The 18,461-nt window shown below is 61.3% G+C and carries 20 protein-coding genes; 9 read left to right on the top strand and 11 right to left on the bottom strand.

Features of this window, described 5'->3' with window-relative positions; all coding sequences use genetic code 11:
* Window positions 1-85: 85 nt before the first annotated feature.
* From GGR23_RS02810 to pth, 3 genes are all read left to right on the top strand, one after another.
* Window positions 86-2,461: a bifunctional diguanylate cyclase/phosphodiesterase gene (locus tag GGR23_RS02810; RefSeq protein WP_183364592.1), complete on the top strand. Its 2,376-nt coding sequence runs from the start codon at window positions 86-88 to the stop codon at window positions 2,459-2,461.
* 142 nt (window positions 2,462-2,603) lie between these two features.
* On the top strand, window positions 2,604-3,356 hold the full coding sequence (locus GGR23_RS02805) for a substrate-binding periplasmic protein (protein ID WP_183364591.1): 753 nt from the start codon (window positions 2,604-2,606) through the stop codon (window positions 3,354-3,356).
* A gap of 71 nt (window positions 3,357-3,427) precedes the next feature.
* Entirely contained in the window at window positions 3,428-4,150 is a 723-nt protein-coding gene (pth, locus tag GGR23_RS02800; protein ID WP_183364590.1) for an aminoacyl-tRNA hydrolase, read from the top strand.
* A 3-nt stretch (window positions 4,151-4,153) separates the two neighbouring features.
* Here pth and GGR23_RS02795 read toward each other — a convergent pair whose 3' ends face one another.
* Window positions 4,154-4,543 carry a hypothetical protein gene (locus GGR23_RS02795; protein ID WP_183364589.1) on the bottom strand — a complete coding sequence of 130 codons (390 nt, stop codon included), beginning with the start codon at window positions 4,541-4,543 and terminating at the stop codon, window positions 4,154-4,156.
* A 205-nt stretch (window positions 4,544-4,748) separates the two neighbouring features.
* On the opposite strand from GGR23_RS02795, the gene ychF reads away from it, so the two are divergent.
* Window positions 4,749-5,852, top strand: a complete 1,104-nt coding sequence (ychF, locus tag GGR23_RS02790) for a redox-regulated ATPase YchF (protein WP_183364588.1) — start codon at window positions 4,749-4,751, stop codon at window positions 5,850-5,852.
* Window positions 5,853-5,857: 5 nt separating this feature from the next.
* Here ychF and GGR23_RS23510 read toward each other — a convergent pair whose 3' ends face one another.
* From GGR23_RS23510 to GGR23_RS02770, 4 genes are all read right to left on the bottom strand, one after another.
* On the bottom strand, window positions 5,858-7,693 hold the full coding sequence (locus tag GGR23_RS23510; RefSeq protein ID WP_183364587.1) for an acyltransferase family protein: 1,836 nt from the start codon (window positions 7,691-7,693) through the stop codon (window positions 5,858-5,860).
* Window positions 7,694-7,771: 78 nt separating this feature from the next.
* Window positions 7,772-8,863, bottom strand: coding sequence for a hypothetical protein (locus GGR23_RS02780; RefSeq protein WP_183364586.1), 1,092 nt, complete (start codon window positions 8,861-8,863; stop codon window positions 7,772-7,774).
* 116 nt (window positions 8,864-8,979) lie between these two features.
* Window positions 8,980-9,186 (bottom strand): YgaP family membrane protein, encoded by a 207-nt coding sequence (locus GGR23_RS02775; RefSeq protein WP_183364585.1) that lies wholly within the window; start codon window positions 9,184-9,186, stop codon window positions 8,980-8,982.
* Window positions 9,187-9,265: 79 nt separating this feature from the next.
* Window positions 9,266-9,928, bottom strand: a complete 663-nt coding sequence (locus GGR23_RS02770) for a Crp/Fnr family transcriptional regulator (RefSeq protein ID WP_183364584.1) — start codon at window positions 9,926-9,928, stop codon at window positions 9,266-9,268.
* Between the two features lie 67 nt (window positions 9,929-9,995).
* On the opposite strand from GGR23_RS02770, the gene GGR23_RS02765 reads away from it, so the two are divergent.
* The gene (locus GGR23_RS02765) at window positions 9,996-10,466 is read left to right on the top strand and encodes a MaoC family dehydratase (RefSeq protein ID WP_183364583.1); all 471 of its coding nucleotides are present in this window, start codon (window positions 9,996-9,998) and stop codon (window positions 10,464-10,466) included.
* Window positions 10,463-10,930 (top strand): MaoC family dehydratase, encoded by a 468-nt coding sequence (locus GGR23_RS02760; protein ID WP_183364582.1) that lies wholly within the window; start codon window positions 10,463-10,465, stop codon window positions 10,928-10,930. The genes GGR23_RS02765 and GGR23_RS02760 overlap by 4 nt, the downstream gene beginning before the upstream one ends.
* Before the next feature lie 78 nt (window positions 10,931-11,008).
* Here GGR23_RS02760 and GGR23_RS02755 read toward each other — a convergent pair whose 3' ends face one another.
* The 6 genes from GGR23_RS02755 to GGR23_RS02730 all read right to left on the bottom strand — a co-directional run bounded on the left by GGR23_RS02755 (window position 11,009) and on the right by GGR23_RS02730 (window position 17,149).
* Entirely contained in the window at window positions 11,009-11,467 is a 459-nt protein-coding gene (locus tag GGR23_RS02755; protein WP_183364581.1) for a YybH family protein, read from the bottom strand.
* Window positions 11,468-11,587: 120 nt separating this feature from the next.
* Complete coding sequence (locus tag GGR23_RS02750; protein WP_183364580.1) at window positions 11,588-12,130, bottom strand: adenine phosphoribosyltransferase; 543 nt, start codon at window positions 12,128-12,130, stop codon at window positions 11,588-11,590.
* A gap of 113 nt (window positions 12,131-12,243) precedes the next feature.
* Window positions 12,244-13,119, bottom strand: a complete 876-nt coding sequence (locus tag GGR23_RS02745; RefSeq protein ID WP_183364579.1) for a cytochrome c1 — start codon at window positions 13,117-13,119, stop codon at window positions 12,244-12,246.
* Between the two features lie 29 nt (window positions 13,120-13,148).
* The gene (locus tag GGR23_RS02740; RefSeq protein WP_183364578.1) at window positions 13,149-14,414 is read right to left on the bottom strand and encodes a cytochrome b; all 1,266 of its coding nucleotides are present in this window, start codon (window positions 14,412-14,414) and stop codon (window positions 13,149-13,151) included.
* Between the two features lie 13 nt (window positions 14,415-14,427).
* On the bottom strand, window positions 14,428-15,006 hold the full coding sequence (gene petA / locus GGR23_RS02735; RefSeq protein WP_183364577.1) for a ubiquinol-cytochrome c reductase iron-sulfur subunit: 579 nt from the start codon (window positions 15,004-15,006) through the stop codon (window positions 14,428-14,430).
* 274 nt (window positions 15,007-15,280) lie between these two features.
* Window positions 15,281-17,149 (bottom strand): ABC transporter ATP-binding protein, encoded by a 1,869-nt coding sequence (locus GGR23_RS02730; RefSeq protein WP_183364576.1) that lies wholly within the window; start codon window positions 17,147-17,149, stop codon window positions 15,281-15,283.
* A gap of 92 nt (window positions 17,150-17,241) precedes the next feature.
* Between GGR23_RS02730 and GGR23_RS02725 the strand changes: the two genes are divergently transcribed.
* The 3 genes from GGR23_RS02725 (at window position 17,242) to GGR23_RS02715 (ending at window position 18,418) form a co-directional block, all read left to right on the top strand.
* Window positions 17,242-17,703, top strand: coding sequence for a hypothetical protein (locus GGR23_RS02725; RefSeq protein ID WP_210296818.1), 462 nt, complete (start codon window positions 17,242-17,244; stop codon window positions 17,701-17,703).
* A gap of 129 nt (window positions 17,704-17,832) precedes the next feature.
* Window positions 17,833-18,090 carry a type II toxin-antitoxin system RelE/ParE family toxin gene (locus GGR23_RS02720; RefSeq protein ID WP_281375642.1) on the top strand — a complete coding sequence of 86 codons (258 nt, stop codon included), beginning with the start codon at window positions 17,833-17,835 and terminating at the stop codon, window positions 18,088-18,090.
* Window positions 18,080-18,418, top strand: a complete 339-nt coding sequence (locus GGR23_RS02715; protein ID WP_183364574.1) for an addiction module antidote protein — start codon at window positions 18,080-18,082, stop codon at window positions 18,416-18,418. The genes GGR23_RS02720 and GGR23_RS02715 overlap by 11 nt, the downstream gene beginning before the upstream one ends.
* Window positions 18,419-18,461 lie beyond the last annotated feature (43 nt).

The following is an 18,461-nucleotide window of genomic DNA, read 5'->3' as shown; positions in this document are numbered from 1 at the left end:
ACATGGCGATGAGCACGACACATCATTGCACGACGACAGCCCCCTGCCCCAAGGCCGGTCTACCTGCCTCTGCCGGTTCTTCTGCATGACCCATTCGGTCGAAAGTCGCTTCCTCGCCATTTTGAGCGGCGCTCTGCTGATTTTCGTTGCCCCCCTTTTCGTCCTTTTTCTGTTTCTGTCTTCGGCGCGCGCCCGCACCGACATCGTCAATCACGCCAGCATCGTCGCAACCAGCAATGCCAAGGCGCTTTCGCAGCCGCTCTGGGATTTCGACGGCGTCAGCGTCGGACAGATCGCGGAAACCATCGTCTCCGATCCGGCCATCGCGCGGGTGGTGATCCGCGATGCCAACCAGTTTCAGCTGACCCGCACCGCCAAGGGGTTCCAGGGCGAGCAGCGGCTCGATTCGGTCAGCGAAGCGATCTATCACGACAGCCCCAACGGCCTTCAGCGGATCGGGCAACTCACCGTTTACTACCCCGAAGTCGGTCTCTTCTCTTCGCTGAAGCCGATCGAGCTCGGCTTCATCTCGATCTTCGCCTTTGCGGTGATGGCGGTCTCTGCTGCGGCCATCATCGGCAATCGCATCATGATCATCACGCCATTGATGCGCCTCACGGCCGCCGTCGATGCGACGCGCAAGTTCGGCTCCCGCCAGCGGGTGAACTGGGATTCGCGGGATGAAATGGGCGATCTGGCCGCCCGCTTCAACGAGATGCAGAGCAAGCTCGAGCAGGAGGAGCGGGAGCTCCGTCTCGCGCACCGCCGCGCCACGGACATCTACAACCGCACGCCCGCGATGCTCTATTCCATCGACGCGGACGACCGCATTACCGCCGTCAGCGATTACTGGCTGGTCGCGACCGGCTACAGCCGGGCGGAAGTCATCGACCGCTATTTTGCCAGCATGGTCGATCCGGCGGATCTGGAGGCCTATCATCGCCGCTCGGACCAGGGCAGCGAGGACGTGGCGACGAAGGGTGTGACGGTCCGCTTCATCAAGGCGAACGGCGAGCGGATGGACGTGCTGATCGTGGAGACACCGCCCGGGGCGGGCGACCTGCGCAGCTCCTTCTCCCTGAGCGTCATGACCGACGTATCCGCCCTGAAGGAATCGGAGGCCCATATTCGCCGTCAGGCCGTGACGGATCATCTGACCGGCCTCACCAACCGGAAGGGCTTCGAGGCCGCGCTCGACGAGAAGATCCGGCAGGCCGACGAGACCGGGCAGGAACTTGCCTGCCTTTTCATCGATCTCGACCGGTTCAAGTGGATCAACGACAATCTGGGCCATGCGGCCGGCGATACGGTTCTGTGCGATGTGGTGTCGAAGATGCAGCCGCTCCTGCGGCCCGACGACTGCGTGTCGCGCCTCGGCGGTGACGAATTCGCCATCCTGCGCATGGCGCCGCAGGCCCAGCACTCGGCCTTCCAGCTGGCGAAGGGGCTGACCGACATGTTCGACCACCCCTTCGATGCGGGCTCCATGGAGGCCCGGCTTTCCGCCAGCATCGGCATTGCCTTCTATCCGCTGCATGCCCGCTCCGGCGCGGAGCTGCTGCAGATGTCGGACATGGCCATGTATTCCCGCAAGCGCGACGGCAAGAACGGCGCACAGGTCTACGATCCCTCGATGACCGACAAGACCCGCCGCAGGGCCGAGATCGAGGACTTCATCGAGGCGGGTCTCGCCAATGACTGGCTGGATGCCTACTTCCAGCCGCTGATCAACCTCACCACCGGCCAGATCGTCGGTTTCGAGGCATTGCTGCGCCTCATCCACCCCACGCGCGGCGTGCTGCCGCCGGCGGAGATCATTTCCGTTGCCGAAGACACCGGCAGCATCATCCGCATCGGCAATCGCATGCTGGACAAGGCCGTGGCGCACTTTGCCCGCATGGTGAAGGATCAGGACCTTCCCGATGCCTATGTCGCCATCAATTTCTCGTCGCTCCAGATCGAACCCGGACTGCCCGCACGGCTCGCCACCGTGATCGAACGCCACGGCATCCGGCCGGATGCGCTGGTGGTGGAGATCACCGAGGCCGTTCTGATGCAGGACAATCCGGAAGTATCCCAGATCCTCGGCCAGATCCGCAAATACGGCTGCCGGCTGGCTCTCGACGATTTCGGCACGGGCTACTCGTCACTCAGCTATCTCAATCGCTTCCCCGTCGACATCATCAAGGTCGACCAGTCCTTCATACGGGCGCTCACGGCAGGCGGCGAGGTCTACGACAAGAGCCGGATGCTGGTGGAAGGCATCGCAACGATTTCTCACAAGATGGCATGCACGGTGATCGCGGAGGGTATTGAAACTCAGGAACAGTGGCGCATACTTCTTGAGATGGGTGTCGACTGCGGCCAGGGCTATCTCTTCAGCCGGCCGCTCCCCGCCCATGAACTGGAAGCCTTGATGCAGAGTGATATCGTTCACACCAGAAACTCCGGCGTGATCTGACCGGTGCCTTACACACGAGAAAAGACAGGGGACAGGCAACCGGTGGCTTGCAGGAAACGGAGACAAGAGCCGGCATGAGACCGGCCTTCGTGACCGGGTTGAGCGCCCGCGGAGTTTCATGAGCACACCTTGGGAGGGTGGCATGAAGCGAAAGCTCGCAATTGCGGCCGTCTTCGCCGCATGGTTTGGCAGCCCCGCGGCCGCTGAACCGCTGACCGTGCTGACGGAGCCCTATCCGGCCTACACATACATGCGTGGCGACGAGATCGTCGGCGCCGGGGCAGATCAGGTTCATGCCATGATGAAGCGCGCCGGCATCGCCTACAAGATGCACATGCTGCCATGGGCGCGCGCCTACCAGATGGCGACGCGAGACCCGATGACCTGCATTTTCGCCGCCGCCCATACACCCGAAAGGGACAAGCTGTTCAAATGGGTGGAACCGCTGGGAGGCGGCAAGGTGCTTCTGATCCGCCGGGCCGGAAGCGGCGTGTCGCCCCGCACCGTCGACGAGGCGAAGAACTACATCGTCGGCGTGCAGCGCGGCGACTACGCGGCCGATTATCTCACCAAGCAGGGCTTCACCAAGCTCGATCTCGCCTCCGACTTCGGGCTGACTCTCAAGAAACTCATCAGCGGCCGCATCGATCTGGCCATGACCTCGGAAGCAGCCTATCGCGCGGAGCTTGCCAAGGGCCAGCCGCTTGAAGAGGTGCTTTCCATGCCGACCGCGATCTATGCGCTCGCCTGCAGCCTGGATGTGCCGGATGCCACCATCAGGGCTCTGCAGAAGGAGCTGGACCAGATCGTGCTGAGCGGCGAGCAGGACCGGATCTATGTCCAGCACGGCATGCCGGAGCAGCGCTTCCAGAGCCTGATCAAAAAAACGGATTGACGCACGGTGCCGCCGACGCCAAGTAAGGCTCGCGCCGCCGCAGGGAGCGGCTCTTCAGGCAAGGTGAAACGATGCGGGTGATCGCGGGTCTTGGAAATCCGGGCAGCAAATACGCCGGAAACAGGCACAATATCGGCTTCATGGCCGTCGATGCCATCCACCGCCGCCATTCCTTCTCCGGCTGGTCGAAGAAGTTCAAGGGCGAGATCGCCGAAGGCGAGATCGGCGGGGAGAAGGTGCTCCTGATCAAGCCGCAGACCTTCATGAACCTGTCGGGCGAGTCCATCGGCGAAGCCATGCGCTTCTACAAGCTGACGCCGGCCGACATCGTCGTGCTGTACGACGAACTCGACCTGCCACCCGGCAAGGTCCGGGTGAAGGTGGGCGGCGGACACGGCGGACACAATGGCATCAAGTCCATGGATGCCCATTGCGGCAAGGATTATCGCCGCGTGCGCCTTGGCATCGGCCATCCGGGATCTAAGGAGCAGGTGCACAATCACGTGCTGGGGGATTTCGCCAAGGCCGACCGGACCTGGCTGGAGCCGCTGCTCGACACCATCGCCGACAATGCGGACATGCTGGTGAGGGGAGAAGACAGCCAGTTCCAGAACAAGATTGCGCTGGCCACCGGCGGCAAGCCCTCCGATGCAACCGGGAACGCGAGGGAAGCAAAGCCCGTCGGCAAGTCCCATATCCACCAGGCGCGCAACCACGCACAACCCAAGGCGCTGCCCGCCACCGGCCCCATGGCAGAAATGCTGAAGAAGCTGCTGGGCAAGAAGGACGGCTGAGTTTCACAAGAGTTCGAGGTTCGCAAGCCGGAACAGAAACAGGTTCCACGCCGCGAGCGCCAGGGCATCCACCGCCTGCCGGAAGATCTGGTCCAGGCCCGGCACGACAAGCAGGGCAACGACGCCCCCGCCGACCGCAAACTGACAGGCGATCCTGACGTTCTTCAGGCTGTGCAGGTCGTAGTAGCCGTTCTCGTCATATTCCGTCCCCACGAGGTGGTCGGTGATGTCGTAATTGCCGCTCAGCATGTCATCCGTGAAGCTGTAGTCTTCGCGCGAGGTATTGGTATAGCCCCGGTCCGGGAAAAGATTGAAGACGGCACGCACGACATGATGCAGGACGCCGAACAGGCAGAAAACCGGCACGGCTAAGATGTAGTAATAGAGCGGCATCAATTCCCTCCGGCGTCACGGCATCTCTCCTCATGGTACGAAAGCAAGTTCGGAATTAAAAAAGGATGAACCGTGCGGGCAAGGAGGCGCAAAGAGCTGCATTCCCCGCGAATGCGGCGGGTTTTGTCCTTCCACCCTTGACCTTCCCTGCCCCTTTCCGCAAAAGGCTTCCAACGCCATACATCAGACGAAGACAGGACCTGCCATGGGTTTCAAATGCGGTATCGTCGGGCTGCCGAATGTCGGCAAGTCCACCCTCTTCAACGCGCTGACGCGCACGGCTGCCGCTCAGGCCGCCAATTACCCCTTCTGCACCATCGAGCCCAATACAGGCGAAGTGGCCGTTCCGGATCCCCGCATGAAGGTGCTGGCCGACAGCGCCAAATCGAAGGAAATCATCCCGACCCGCATCTCCTTCGTCGACATCGCGGGCCTGGTTCGCGGCGCTTCGAAGGGCGAAGGGCTGGGCAACCAGTTCCTCGCAAACATCCGTGAAGTCGACGCGGTGGTGCACGTGCTGCGCTGCTTCGAGGACGATGACATCACCCATGTGGAAGGCCGCATCAACCCCGTTGCCGACGCCGAAACCATCGAGACGGAGCTGATGCTTGCCGACCTCGACAGCCTGGAACGCCGCGTGGAGCAGACGCGCAAGCGCGCCACCGGCAAGGACAAGGACAGCATGGCGCAGCTACCGATCATGGAAGCGGTCCAGAAGCTGCTTTCCGAAGGCAAGCCCGCCCGCGTTCTGGTGCCGACACTCGGAGCGGACGAGGTGAAGATCCTGCGCGGCCTGAACCTCCTGACCTCGCATCCGGTCCTGTACGTCTGCAACGTGGCCGAGGCCGATGCCGCAACGGGCAACGCCCATACGCGCGCCGTCGAAGCCATGGCAAAGGAACAGGGCGCGGAATGCGTGGTCATCTCCGCCAACATCGAGGCGGAAGTGGCCCAGCTTCCCGACGAGGAAGCGAGGGAGTTCCTGGAGGCGCTCGGCCTGCACGAGGCTGGCCTCGACCGCCTGATCCGCGCGGGTTATCACCTGCTCGACCTGATCACCTACTTCACGGTAGGACCGAAGGAAACGCGCGCCTGGACCATCGTCCGCGGCACCAAGGCCCCGCAGGCCGCCGGCGTCATTCATTCCGACTTCGAGCGCGGCTTCATCCGCGCCAACACCATCGCCTATGACGATTTCGTCAAGTATGGCGGCGAAACCGGCGCCAAGGAAGCCGGCAAGGCGCGCGACGAAGGCAAGGAATACGTCGTGCAGGACGGCGACGTCATCCACTTCAAGTTCAACACCTGATACGTTCAGCGAAAAACACGGTAGGTCCACGAGGCTACAAGAGGACCTACCTCATTTCCAAACTCGCGAGCGCCAACTTCATTCAGATGATGGCTGTCATGATAGATGAGCGCTCCGTTGAGGTAGGGCGCATTCCGGAACATGCGAAGGGTGCCGACTTCCACGAAGAATGCCTCACCATGAGCATGAGCAAGGCCGCGAATGACCGAGTTGCTTTTCTCTAGCGCGGGGTCTCGGATCATTTCAGGAGTCGGCAGCCCCACTTGAGCGAATCTATGGACGCGAAGCGGGTTCTGCTCGAACTTGGGAATTTGACCGAGGACCATAACTGGCAGCCCGCGGGAATGAACCTGGTCCAGAAACGCAGCGAAGGCGCTGAGGAACCTTGGGCTCTCGACTTGATAGGTCCACATACCCGCTACGATCACCGCATCAGCTTTGGAAAGATAGGTGTTTGCTTGCTCTATCGCCTGGCGGCATGGCTTTTGAGCCCAATAAGGAAGTCTATCCACATCGAAGCCCTCCACAGGCACACAACTGCTTGCGGAGATAACACGGATGCGGGCCTTGGCCGCATTTCCCATGGCGGAAGCAGCCAGATTTAGCTGCGCTGCGTGACTGTCTCCCAGCAGCAATATCTCCCTTGGCGCGTTTTGCAGGCCGCGGACACAGTCGCCGACAATCTGCCCATGGCATATAGTCGTTGGATCTGCATAGCGGCTCCATTCGATCGGCAGCGGTGGTGCAATATGGCTCTTACTTACAACTGCTCCAACGGTCACGGCAGCGAGTATCGCGCTGGCAAGCGACCACCCACTGAGTCCAATACCGCTTCTTGATCGGAACGGTTTCTCGATCCATGCGTACGAGGCAAAAGACAGCAGAAGGATGATGATCAACAGGCAAACTAGGGGGAGCAGCTGGATATGGTAAACGCCGTTCCAATACCGCCAAAAACTCAAGACCGGCCAATGCCACAGGTACAGCGAGTAAGAAATGTTGCCCACCGATAGGAAGACAGGGTGCTTGAGCATTGCGTTGACCCGTCCCTGAGGCGAGCAGATCATCATTACTGCGCCCAGTACCAACGGGAGAGCATTAACGCCCGGAAAAGCAGTTTCCTCGTTCAGCAAGAACGCGCTTCCCAAGATCAGCATCAAACCCAGACCGCCCCTCCAGGATTGGACACCTCTAGCACCCAGATTAGTGTTCGGCACCATCGCCGCTAAGGCGCCCGCAAGGAACTCCGGGATGCGTCCATAAAGAGCAAAATATTCTGCTTGATGGTTTCCCTCATTCAGCTTTAGGGCAGACCGGCCTAACAGTGCCATGGCAACCAATACCATTAAGGTGGCCCGCCAACGTTTAGAGGGGATCAGATATAGCAGCGGAAATAGAAGATAAAACTGCGCCTCTATGGCAAGCGACCAAGTGTGTAATAGCGGAAGCTCGTGGGATGAGGGAGCAAAATAGTCGGCTTGTGCCGCGAAAAATCTATTGCTGGTAAAGTAAGCCGCGGATTGGAGACTGCCGATAAATGTTTCGAAGTCGCGCGGAAGAAACAGGACCAGCGCTATGACAGATGTCGCGGCCAGCAGAAAGCCATAAGCCGGCACGATTCTCCTGACGCGCGCTAGCAAGAATTGGTGCCAAGAGAATGTATGAGCGCCAAACTGCTCCTGCAGCAGGGATCCGATAATGAAGCCCGAAATGACGAAAAAGAAGTCAACGCCGACAAAGCCTCCCCCCAGAAAATCCTTGTCGATGTGGAACGTAACAACCAGCGCGACCGCAATAGCCCGCATGCCCTGTATATCGAGCCTGAAGCGGTGTTCACTCACTCAGCATTTCCCCCTTAAGCCTTGCCCTCCTATCGCACCCAGGAAAGCACAATGGCAAGAAGTAACAGCTGCCGCCCTTCATCGAAGAGGCGGCAGTCTGGTTTTCAGGTCCGGCGGAAGGGCGCCGATGACGAGCCGGCGCAGGTGCGGCCAGGATACCCCGATCACCAGAACGATCAGCCCGAGGGCAAGGAGCACGACGAAGAACACGCTGTCGAGGCCGGAGAGGCCCTGCCGGAAGAGCGTGCCGAGCGAAAGGCCGAGCGACAGCAGGGAGGATGTGACGAAGGCGCGCCTGTCGAAGACGAGACCGAACAGAATGAAGGCCACGACAAGCAGCACCACCGTTACCGGCTGGGACGTGGCTACCGCACTGATGTCCGAGTCGTTTTCCGGCGCCCGCAGGAAGAACAATACCGCCAGCAGGGAATAGAGCAGCGCCGGGGCGGCCACGAGATGCAGCCAGAAGGCCACGTCGGAACGCCGCGTGACCCTCCCGGGATCGGAGAGATCGAAACGCAGCGCAACAGCCAGGATCGCAAGAGCGCCTGCCAGGCCGAAGGCCATGGTGAGCAGCGGGTGGCTGCCCACCTTGTCGTAAAGCGCAAGCTCGGCGATGGCCGCCAGCATGAGAACGAAGGTCCCTCCCGCGAGGACGATCATGACAGCAAGGGCAACAGGCACCCGATAGCGCCAGTAGAACGGCACGAAGGTGAGCACATAGCCCGCCAGGAAGAAGAAGAACACGCTCGGCCCCTCCTCTCCTTGCGTCTCGAAAAAGGAGGGCATCAGGAGCATCAGCAGCGCAGTCACGCTTCCGCCATAGGCCAGGGTGAGCGTGAAGGCCGGCAAGGCCAGTCGCTGCCGGCGCACCAGCAGTTCTGCGAGGGGAATGATGGCGACGAGGGCCAGCGCGGGATGGCTGAGCCCGGAGATGCCGGCAAGCAGGATGAGGATGCCGATCGTGATCAGGATGTCGTGAAATCCCCGCACGAAGCGGGGCATTTCCGAATCCTCGAGCGGATTGGATGCCGGGTCTGCGCCACTGCCGGGTTCGCCCGTGGCGCTGCGGCGCGCGGCAAGGAAAGCACCCAGCCTGTCCGCCTGCTCCGGGGTTATGATGCCCTCGCCGGCAGCTGCGGCGAGGTCCTGCCTCATGATGATGTCCATCCCCATCCCGTCCCTCGGTCCATGTCCGAATTCTAGAGCAAGCCGGAGCGAACGGAAATGGTCCGCCCGGCATGCATCCCCAGTTCAGCGGAGCGTTGCGGCGGAATTGGGGAGGCTCAGGGCTGCTTCACCGGACAGGTCGAAAGTCCGATCATGCTGTAGAGCGGGCATGTGCCGAAAATCCCGGTGAGCAGCGGCACGATGCCGATCAGCGCCAGGTAACGCCACGATGCCTCCGGATAGAGGAAGAAGAGGGCAAGAAGCACGATCCCCGCGGCGATGCGCAGAAAGCGGTCCAGGCCGCCGACATTGGTTTTGAACATGATGCTGGTCCTTTCCGATCAGGCCCGAATGGCGGGCGTGGAAAGAGCATAGGCCGCGGCTCGTCTGGCTGTCGGTGATTTAGTCACGAACCGGCGCAGAAAGCCGTCTCAGCCCCTCGCCGTCCATGATCCTGATCTCGCCGCGCTCGAGTGCAATGAGGCCGCTGGAGGCAAGAGCCTCGAGACGCCGGGAGACCACCTCGCGGGCAGAGCCGATGGCAACGGCAAGCTGCTGATGCGTGACGCGTGCAAGGCCGTTTTCCCCGGCCGCCTCCAGCAGGGCCCGGGCCAGGCGCTCCTCCACCCGCACGAAGGCGACCTGCTCCAGCACGAAAAGCGCATCGGACAGCCGGTTTGCGAAGGCACGGAAGACGAAACCGCGAAACCCTTCGGACGAGGACATGAGACGCAGGAAAAGCCCGGGCGGTATGACGTAGCCCGCAAGCGCTGTCTCGGCGACGCCCTCGCCCTGATAGACGCTTTCTCCCAGAAGTCCGAGCGTGGTCTGCAGGCAGCTTTCCCCCGGCTCCACCCGGTAGAGCAGAAGCTCGCGACCATTCCTTCCCGTGAGGTATACGTGAATCCTGCCCGTGAGGAGAACGATGAAGCCGCGCGGTTCATCACCGGGCCGGAACAGCACCGTTCCGGCCGGAACCTGATGCAGGGCAAGCCGGCGCAATTCGTCCCGGACAGCCGTGCCGGCATCCTCCGAAATTCCGAGCGCGGAGAACCAATCGGGCATGATTTCACCTTGAAAAGCCTGAATTTGCTCGCCATTGTGCAGCGCAAATTTCGCCGGGGGAAGAGTTATGGCCGAAAAGCGATATTGTTATGAAGATTTCACCGTGGGCCGTTCGTTCGCGCTGGGACCGCGCCACGTGACGGCTGAAGAGATCATCGAATTTGCCCGGGAATTTGACCCACAGCCCATGCATCTGTCGGAAGAGGATGGGCGGGCGAGCATTCTGGGCGGCCTCTCGGCCTCCGGCTGGCATACGAGCGGCATGATGATGCGCATGCTCACCGACAGCTTCCTGCTGGACTCCTCGTCGCAGGGCTCGCCCGGCATCGATTTTCTGGAATGGCGCAATCCCGTCCTTGCCGGCGACACGCTATCCGGCAAGACCACCGTTGTGGAAGCCCGCCCGCTGAAGTCGCGTCCGGGCATCGGCCTGGTGCGCTTCCGCCACGAGATCGTAAACCAGAAGGGCGAACCCGTCTGCACCGGCGAAAACGCCATCATGATGGGCATGCGCACCGCCCGGGAGAACGCTGCATGAGACTGACGGAGGTTTATCCGGTCGGCCAGAAGGTCGATATCGGAACGGTGCATTTCGCTGCCGAGGACATCGTCCGCTTCGCCCAGCGCTTCGATCCGCAGGTTTTCCACGTGGATGCGGAAGCGGCCAAACAGTCCCTGTTCGGCGGGCTGTGCGCCTCCGGGTGGCACACCTGCGCCGGGTGGATGCGCAGCTATGTTTCCTTCTTCGACGCCGAGGAAAAACGGCTGAGAGCGGAAGGCAAGGAGCCACCGAAGATGGGTCCCTCCCCCGGTTTCAAGAAACTCTCCTGGCTGCGGCCCGTCTTTGCCGGGGACACCATCACCTATTCGGTAACGCCGCTCGGCCACAGGACGCTTGCCTCAAGGCCCGGCTGGATCATGAACCAGGTGTTATGCGAAGGCGTGAACCAGCGGGGCGAGCCCGTCGTCAGCTTCGAGAGCGCGATCGTTGAATTTGCGTGAGCCACGCGGGCCCGAGGCCCGCTTCGCTTCGCCTCTTAAACCTGCGCTCCGTTCTAAGCCCAAGATACGGCGGAATCGTCAAAGCGGCTTGACGGGTGTGGCGAGGATGCTCTGAATCTGCCAGTTGCCGCCGTTCCTGACCCAAATCTGGGTGACGTTCAGCGCGAACTCCTTCGTCTCCCCTTCCCTGGGGCCGACCGTGAAGGTGACAGGCACAAATGTCTCCGCTGCAGTGTCGTTGAACATCACCACTTTCGGCGGCTTCCCATCGGTCTTGACGGCCCAGACACCCTTGTAGAGCTCCGCATACTGCTTCACGACCGCGTCGTGCCCCCACACCAGGGCAGGCCCCCGGACCAGCAGGAAATCCTCGGAATTCGCCATGATGCTGCTGACTGTTTCCAGATCATGGGCATTCTGCGCATTGAAGAACGCAGTTGCCGTCGCAGCCACGTCATCCGCGGGGCCGGCATGCGCCTGACACGCGCCAGCTGCAACGACGGCCACCAAGAGAAAATGTCTTGCAATCGACTTCATGAAAATTCCTCCTCCGAACGACGTTCTTTTATTTAGATATTCCTTTCTTTAGACACTTAACACATGCAAAGGCCGGGATTGAAGCCCCGGCCCGAATGAATTCACAGGTTGTATCGCCCACTAGTGACCGGAGAACTCCACCAGCGTGCGGACCTCGACGCCAAGCGCCTCCAGCTTGGCCCGGCCGCCAAGATCGGGCAGGTCGATGACGAAGCAGGCGGACACCACCTCGGCGCCGATCTGCCTCAGAAGCTGCACGGCACCGACGGCGGTGCCGCCGGTCGCAATCAGGTCATCCACCAGGATGACCTTCTCGCCGGGCAGGACAGCGTCGCGGTGGATTTCCATCTCGTCCACCCCGTATTCCAGGCTGTAGGCAATCGACACGGTCTCGTGCGGAAGCTTGCCCTTCTTGCGGATGGGCACGAAGCCGGCCGAAAGCTGGTGTGCAACGGCCCCGCCCAGGATGAAGCCCCGAGCCTCCATGCCCGCGATCTTGCGGACATTCATGCCTACGTACGGATTGACCAGTTCGTCGACAGCCCTGCGGAAGGCGCGCGGATTGCCGAGCAGCGTGGTGATGTCCCGGAAGATGATGCCCGGCTTCGGATAATCGGGGATCGAGCGGATGGTATCGGCGAGTTCCTGGCGGCTGAAAGACATGGGGTATCCGTAGGCTGGGGAAATACAGGAGCGGATCGTAGCAACTCGGCCGATGACCCGCCATAAAAAAGGGCGGCTCGAGGCCGCCCTTCGGTGATGGATCGGGGAACGGATCAGTGTTCCTTGTTCGCGTAGACCGACTTCTTCGTGACGTAGATCAGCGCGGTGAAGATCGCGAGGAAGACCATCACCATGAAGCCGGTGCGCTTGCGCTCCGGCAGGTGCGGCTCGGCTGCCCACATGAGGAAGGCCGAAACGTCCTGCGCATACTGGTCGAGGGTCTGCGGCGAGCCGTCGTCGTAGGTCACCTGACCGTCTTCGATCGGCTTCGGCATCGCCAGCGACTTGGCAGCGATGAAGTACGGGTTGAAATGCGTGCCTTCCGGAACTTCGACACCCGCCGGCGGCTCCTGGTAGCCGGTCAGCAGCGAGTAGATGTAATCCGGGCCGCTTTCCTGGTACTGGGTGAAGATGTCGAAGATGAAGGTCGGGAAGCCACGCTCGACACCGCGTGCCTTGGCGATCAGCGAGAAGTCCGGCGGTGCGGCGCCATTGTTGGCGGCAGCAGCGGCTTCCGTGTTCGGGTAGGGCGACGGGAAGTGGTCGGACGGAATGGCCTTGCGGGTGAACATTTCACCGTCGCCGTTCGGTCCGTCCTGCACTTCGTATTCCGAAGCGAGGGCCTTTACCTGCTCTTCCGAGTAGCCGAGATCTTCCAGCGTGCGGAAGGCCACCAGGTTCATCGAATGGCAGGCCGAGCAGACTTCCTTGTACACCTTCAGGCCGCGCTGCAGCTGGGCCTTGTCGTACTTGCCGAACGGGCCGGCGAAGGACCAGTTGATGTGCTTCGGCTTCAGGACGGGGTAGTGCAGCGCCTTTTCGGCATGCTCTACCGCGGCCTTGAGGTCGTGCCCCTCTTCGGCAACCGCGATGGACGCGGCGCCTGCGAGGATCCCCAGCGACAGAATGCTTGCAACAAGCTTTTTCATTGTTTTCAGTCCCTCTCTGTCGCTTCGTGTCAGGCGCTTGCCGCGGCCTTGCCGCTCTTCTCGAGCACGGCTTCGGTGATCGAGTTCGGGATGCGACGCGGGGTCTCGAACAGACCGAGAAGCGGCATGATCACGATGAAGAAGCCGAAGTAGTAGAGCGTGCCGAGCTGCGAGAGCACGACATAGAGCCCTTCTGCCGGACGCGAACCCAGCCAGCCGAGCATGATGGCATTGGCCACGAAGATCCAGAAGAACAGCTTGTACCACGGACGGTAGACAGCCGATCGGACCTTGGAGGTGTCGAGCCAGGGCAGGAAGAACAGGATGATGATCGAGCCGAACATCACCAGAACGCCGCCGAGCTTGGAGTCGATCGGGCCGATGTTGAAGGTGATGGCGCGCAGCATCGCGTAGAACGGCAGGTAGTACCATTCCGGAACGATGTGAGCGGGTGTCTTCAGGGCGTTTGCCGGAATGTAGTTGTCCGGATGGCCGAGGTAGTTCGGCATGTAGAAGATGAACCAGGCATAGACCATCAGGAAGACGGATACGCCGAGCGCATCCTTCAGCGTCGCATAGGGCGTGAAGGGCACGGTGTCGGTCTTGGTCTTGACTTCGACGCCGGTCGGGTTGGTCTGGCCGGTCACATGCAGGGCCCAGATGTGCAGGACGACGACGCCGGCGATCATGAAGGGCAGCAGGTAATGCAGCGAGAAGAAGCGGTTCAGGGTCGGGTTGTCCACCGCAAAGCCACCCAGCAGGAACTGCTGGATCCACTCGCCGACCCACGGGAAGGCCGAGAAGAAGCCGGTGATAACCGTAGCGCCCCAGAAGGACATCTGACCCCAGGGCAGAACGTAGCCCATGAAACCCGTCGCCATCATCAGCAGGTAGATGACCACGCCGAGGATCCAGAGGATTTCGCGGGGAGCCTTGTAGGAGCCGTAGTAGAGGCCACGGCCGATATGCAGGTAGACCGCGATGAAGAAGAAGGATGCGCCGTTGGCGTGCATGTAGCGCAGCAGCCAGCCGTGATTGACGTCGCGCATGATCTTTTCCACCGAGTTGAAGGCTACGGTGGTTTCAGCCGAGTAATGCATCGCGAGCACGACGCCGGTCAGGATCTGAACGATGAGCATGACCGACAGCATGGCGCCGAAGGTGTAGGCATAGTTCAGGTTGCGCGGCACCGGATAGGCGACGAAGCTGTCATACATCAGACGCGGCAGCGGAAGGCGCGCGTCGATCCATTTTTCAAGCCCGGTCGATGGTTCGTAAGACGAATGACCACTCATAATCAGTATCCCCTTAACCGATCTTGATCACTGTATCGGAAATGAACGAAAAGTTCGGTACGGCGAGGTTCATCGGTGCCGGGCCCTTGCGGATACGGCCGGCCGTATCGTAGTGCGAACCGTGGCAGGGACAGAACCAGCCGCCGAAATCCCCCGCCTGGCCGAGCGGCACGCAGCCGAGATGGGTGCAGGAGCCGATCATCACGATCCAGTTTTCCTTGCCTTCGCCAGCGGAGCGGGCAATGTCCGTGGCTTCGGCATCGGCGGCAATGTTGGCATTGCGGGCAACCGGGTCCTTCAGCTCGGCGAGCTGGACGGCCTTGGCTTCCTCGATTTCCTTCTCCGTGCGGTTGCGGATGAAGATCGGCTTGCCGCGCCACTTCGCCGTCAGCGACATGCCCGGCTGCAGTGCGGAAACGTCCACTTCGATAGAAGCGAGGGCGAGCGTCGAAGCGTCCGGCCGCATCTGGTCGATAAACGGCCATGCAACGGCCGCGGCGCCGACAACGCCGGCCATTCCTGTGGTCAGATAAAGGAAATCGCGGCGAGTTGGCTCGCCCAAGGTTTCGCTTTTGATGTCGTGTTCGCTCACGGCTTAACCATCCTCTCACGCAATAAGTCTGCGATTGATCCGTAGTGCCCCCGCCGAATCAATCCCGTGGCCATAGTTTAGCCACAGATTCCCCGGCAATCCGGCGCGTTCTATGCCTGATCAGCGTTTATGTCCAGCCTTGGCAAGGAGATAAGGACGGTTTGTCGCGGGATTTTCTTGGTGACAAACGGGCGCAGCCGGCAGCAAGCGGCGGTTCCCGGCGACGGCCTGTTTCATAACCGACATGCGGCTCTCCGCATGGCCTGCAAAGTCCCTATTCCGCAGCCTCGTCGACCGCGATGAAGCCACCGGACTGACGCGCCCAGAGCTCGGCATAGAGGCCACCAGCCGCAATCAGCTCTGAATGGCTCCCCTGCTCTATGATCCGCCCCCTGTCCATGACCACCAGCCGGTCGAGAGCGGCAATGGTCGAGAGCCGGTGGGCGATGGCCAGCACCGTCTTGCCTTCCATCAGCCGGTCGAGATTGGCCTGGATGGCCGCCTCGACCTCGGAATCGAGGGCGGATGTCGCCTCGTCGAGAACGAGGATCGGGGCATCCTTCAGGAGAACACGGGCAATGGCGATGCGCTGGCGCTGGCCGCCGGAGAGCTTCACGCCCCGCTCGCCCACATGGGCATCGAGCCCCTTTCGCCCGTTCTGGTCCTGCAGTCCGGCGATGAAGAGATCGGCCTCAGCCAGGCGTATGGCGCGGTTGAGCTGCTCCTCTGTGGCATCGGGCAGACCAAGCAGGATGTTGTCCCTGATCGAGCGGTTGAGAAGTGCGGTATCCTGGGTGACCATGCCGATCTGCGCGCGCAGCGAGGTCTGGGTCACAGCCGCGATATCCTCTCCGCCAAGAAGGATGCGCCCTCCCTCGACGTCGTGGAACCGCAGGAGGAGATTGACGAGCGTCGACTTGCCGGCGCCCGAACGGCCGACGATCCCCACCTTCTCGCCAGGACGGATCACGAGGTTCAGCCCCTCGATCACGCCCTTGCCGCGACCGTAATGGAAGGTCACGTCCTCGAAGCGGATCTCCGTCGATTCGGGGCGAATGACATGGGCGTCCGGCCTGTCCTGCAGCCGGATCGGCTCGGAGAGCATTTCCGCCGCGTTCTGGATCGTGCCGATATTGCGCATGACGGAGTTGAAATGGGTCATCATGCGGCTGAGCAGCATGTTGAGGCGCAGCACGAGCCCCAGCGTCACGGCAACGCCCCCGGCGGTGATGGCACCCGAAAACCACAGATCGACCGAATAAGCCGCAACCGCCGCGATCATGATGCCGGAAAGCAGCGCGAGCGAGGCTCTGACCCCGGTGATGTGCCGGGCGAAATGCTTCACCGCATCATGTACCTTCTGGAACCCGGCCTTGACGTAGTTGTCGTTGTCTTCCTCACGCCCGAAGAGCTTCAGCGTCTGGATATTGGCATAGGCATCGACGATGCGGCCTGTCAGCGCCGAGTTCGCCTCCGCGGAGCCGCGGGAGAGCCTGCGGATGCGCGGCACGAAAAAGCGGGAGATCGCCAGGAAGCCCAGCACCCAAACCATGACGATGGCCGCGAGCCGCCAGTCGACCTGCGCGAACAGGAAAATGGTGGACGCGGTATAGATGACGATGAACCAGACATTCTGCAGGAGAGCGACCATGAGATCGCCCGTCGCCTGACCGGCGGCCAGCACCTTGGTGACGATGCGCCCCGAAAAATCGTTCTGGAAAAAGCCGACGGACTGGCGCGCCACATGCGCATAGGCCTGCCAGCGCGACATGGTGTAATAGCCGAGGATGACCGTCTGTTCCTCGACCAGCGCTCCTACGGTGACCGCAAGAAAGCGCACGAGCACGACCACTGCCAGCATGAAGCCGAGCTCCGTTCCATGAAGGGCAATCAGCCCCTGCCAGCCGCCACCGGGCGACACGGTCCCGAGCATGTCCACGAGCCGTCCGACGAAATAGAAGAGCCCCGCCTCCAGCATGGCGACCATCCCGCCCAGAAGCAGCATGGCGAAAAAGGGCCAGCGGGCGGGCGATATGTAGAACCACACGAAAGCCCAGAGCGAGCCCGGCGGCGTCAGGTCGGCGCGCGGCTCGAAGGGGTCAATCCAGCTTTCGAAGATTTTCAGGACGGAACGGATCAGCATGCCCGCCATATAGGACTGATCGCTTCGCCGTCCAACTGAATTTCGTGTAATGATGACGCACGCATCGTTCACGCTTGAACAGGGGTCTCCCGATGAGAAAACACGCCATGCTCACCCTTGCTTTGGCCACGGGCATCGCAGCGCCTGCCCTTGCAGAGGGCTGGGAACACTACGAAAATGCCCGCTTCCGCTTTGTGATCGACGTTCCGGAAGGCTTTGTCGCGAAGCCCGCTCCCGACAATGGCGACGGGCAGAAATGGACGACACCCGACGGCTATGCGGAGCTGATCGCCTTTGGCAGTCTCGGCACGACCTTTAACGCGGAAAAGGCAGCCGCCAAAGCGGACCCTGCAGGCCGCTACTTTGCCTCCGGGAAATCCTGGTTCGTCACATCCGGCATCCGGGACAGGACCATCTTCTATGCAAGAACCATCCGCGGATGCGACGGCGCCGTCATCACCTTTCGCTTCGAATATCCGGCACTGCGCAAGATCAGCTATGACGGACTGATCAAGCGGATCGGCAAGAGCCTGAAAAGCCTACCCTGCAGCTGAGCCTTTCTTGCCACGCCTGCCACCGCGGGATATAAAAGAACATTCTTAATTTCAGAAATGTAGCTTTTAAATCACGAGTTTTCGGTGTACAGGATATTCAGGACGAGTCACTAGGAGCGGTGGGAAGCCTTGTTGCGCGATCGTATGGGCCGCATGACCGTTCTGAGGCGTCTGGCTCGCCTTGAGCAAGGGAATTTCGGCGATTGTCGCAGCGTGGGCGAGACTGTTCTGGAGCTTCGCATTCAGCATGGTCCGGGCTATCGGATATATTTCACCCTTCGCGCCAGCGAGATCGTCCTCCTGCTGTGCGCGGGAGACAAGGACAGCCAAAGCCGCGACATCACCCTCGCAAAGAGGCTGAAGAGGGAACTGGGTAATGCGGAGTGACATAACCCCCTACGATCTCGCTGAAGGAATTCGTGATCACGAAGATCTCGCCGTCTTCCTCGCCCTCGCCTTCGATACCACCGATGCCGGTGAAATCGCTCACGCGCTGGGCATTGCCGCGCGCTCCGAAGGGATGACGGACATTGCGCGCAAGGCGGGGCTGTCGCGGGAGGCTCTCTACCGTTCGCTGACAGAAAACGGCAATCCGACGCTGAAGTCCGTTCTTGCGGTCCTCGATGCCATGGGGCTGCGTCTTTCGGTCGTGCCGAAGGAAGAAGAGCACGTTTCGATCGGAGCACCCGTTCGCAAGCGCCGCCAGAAGGCGTGACGCCGGCCCCATCGGGAGCCGGCGTCGCTTGGTAGCCTTGCGG

It is taken from the genome of Gellertiella hungarica, from assembly GCF_014197145.1.
Classification (GTDB): domain Bacteria; phylum Pseudomonadota; class Alphaproteobacteria; order Rhizobiales; family Rhizobiaceae; genus Gellertiella; species Gellertiella hungarica.
Note: the sequence above shows the minus strand (reverse complement) of the source record. Positions and strands in the feature narration are given on the sequence as shown.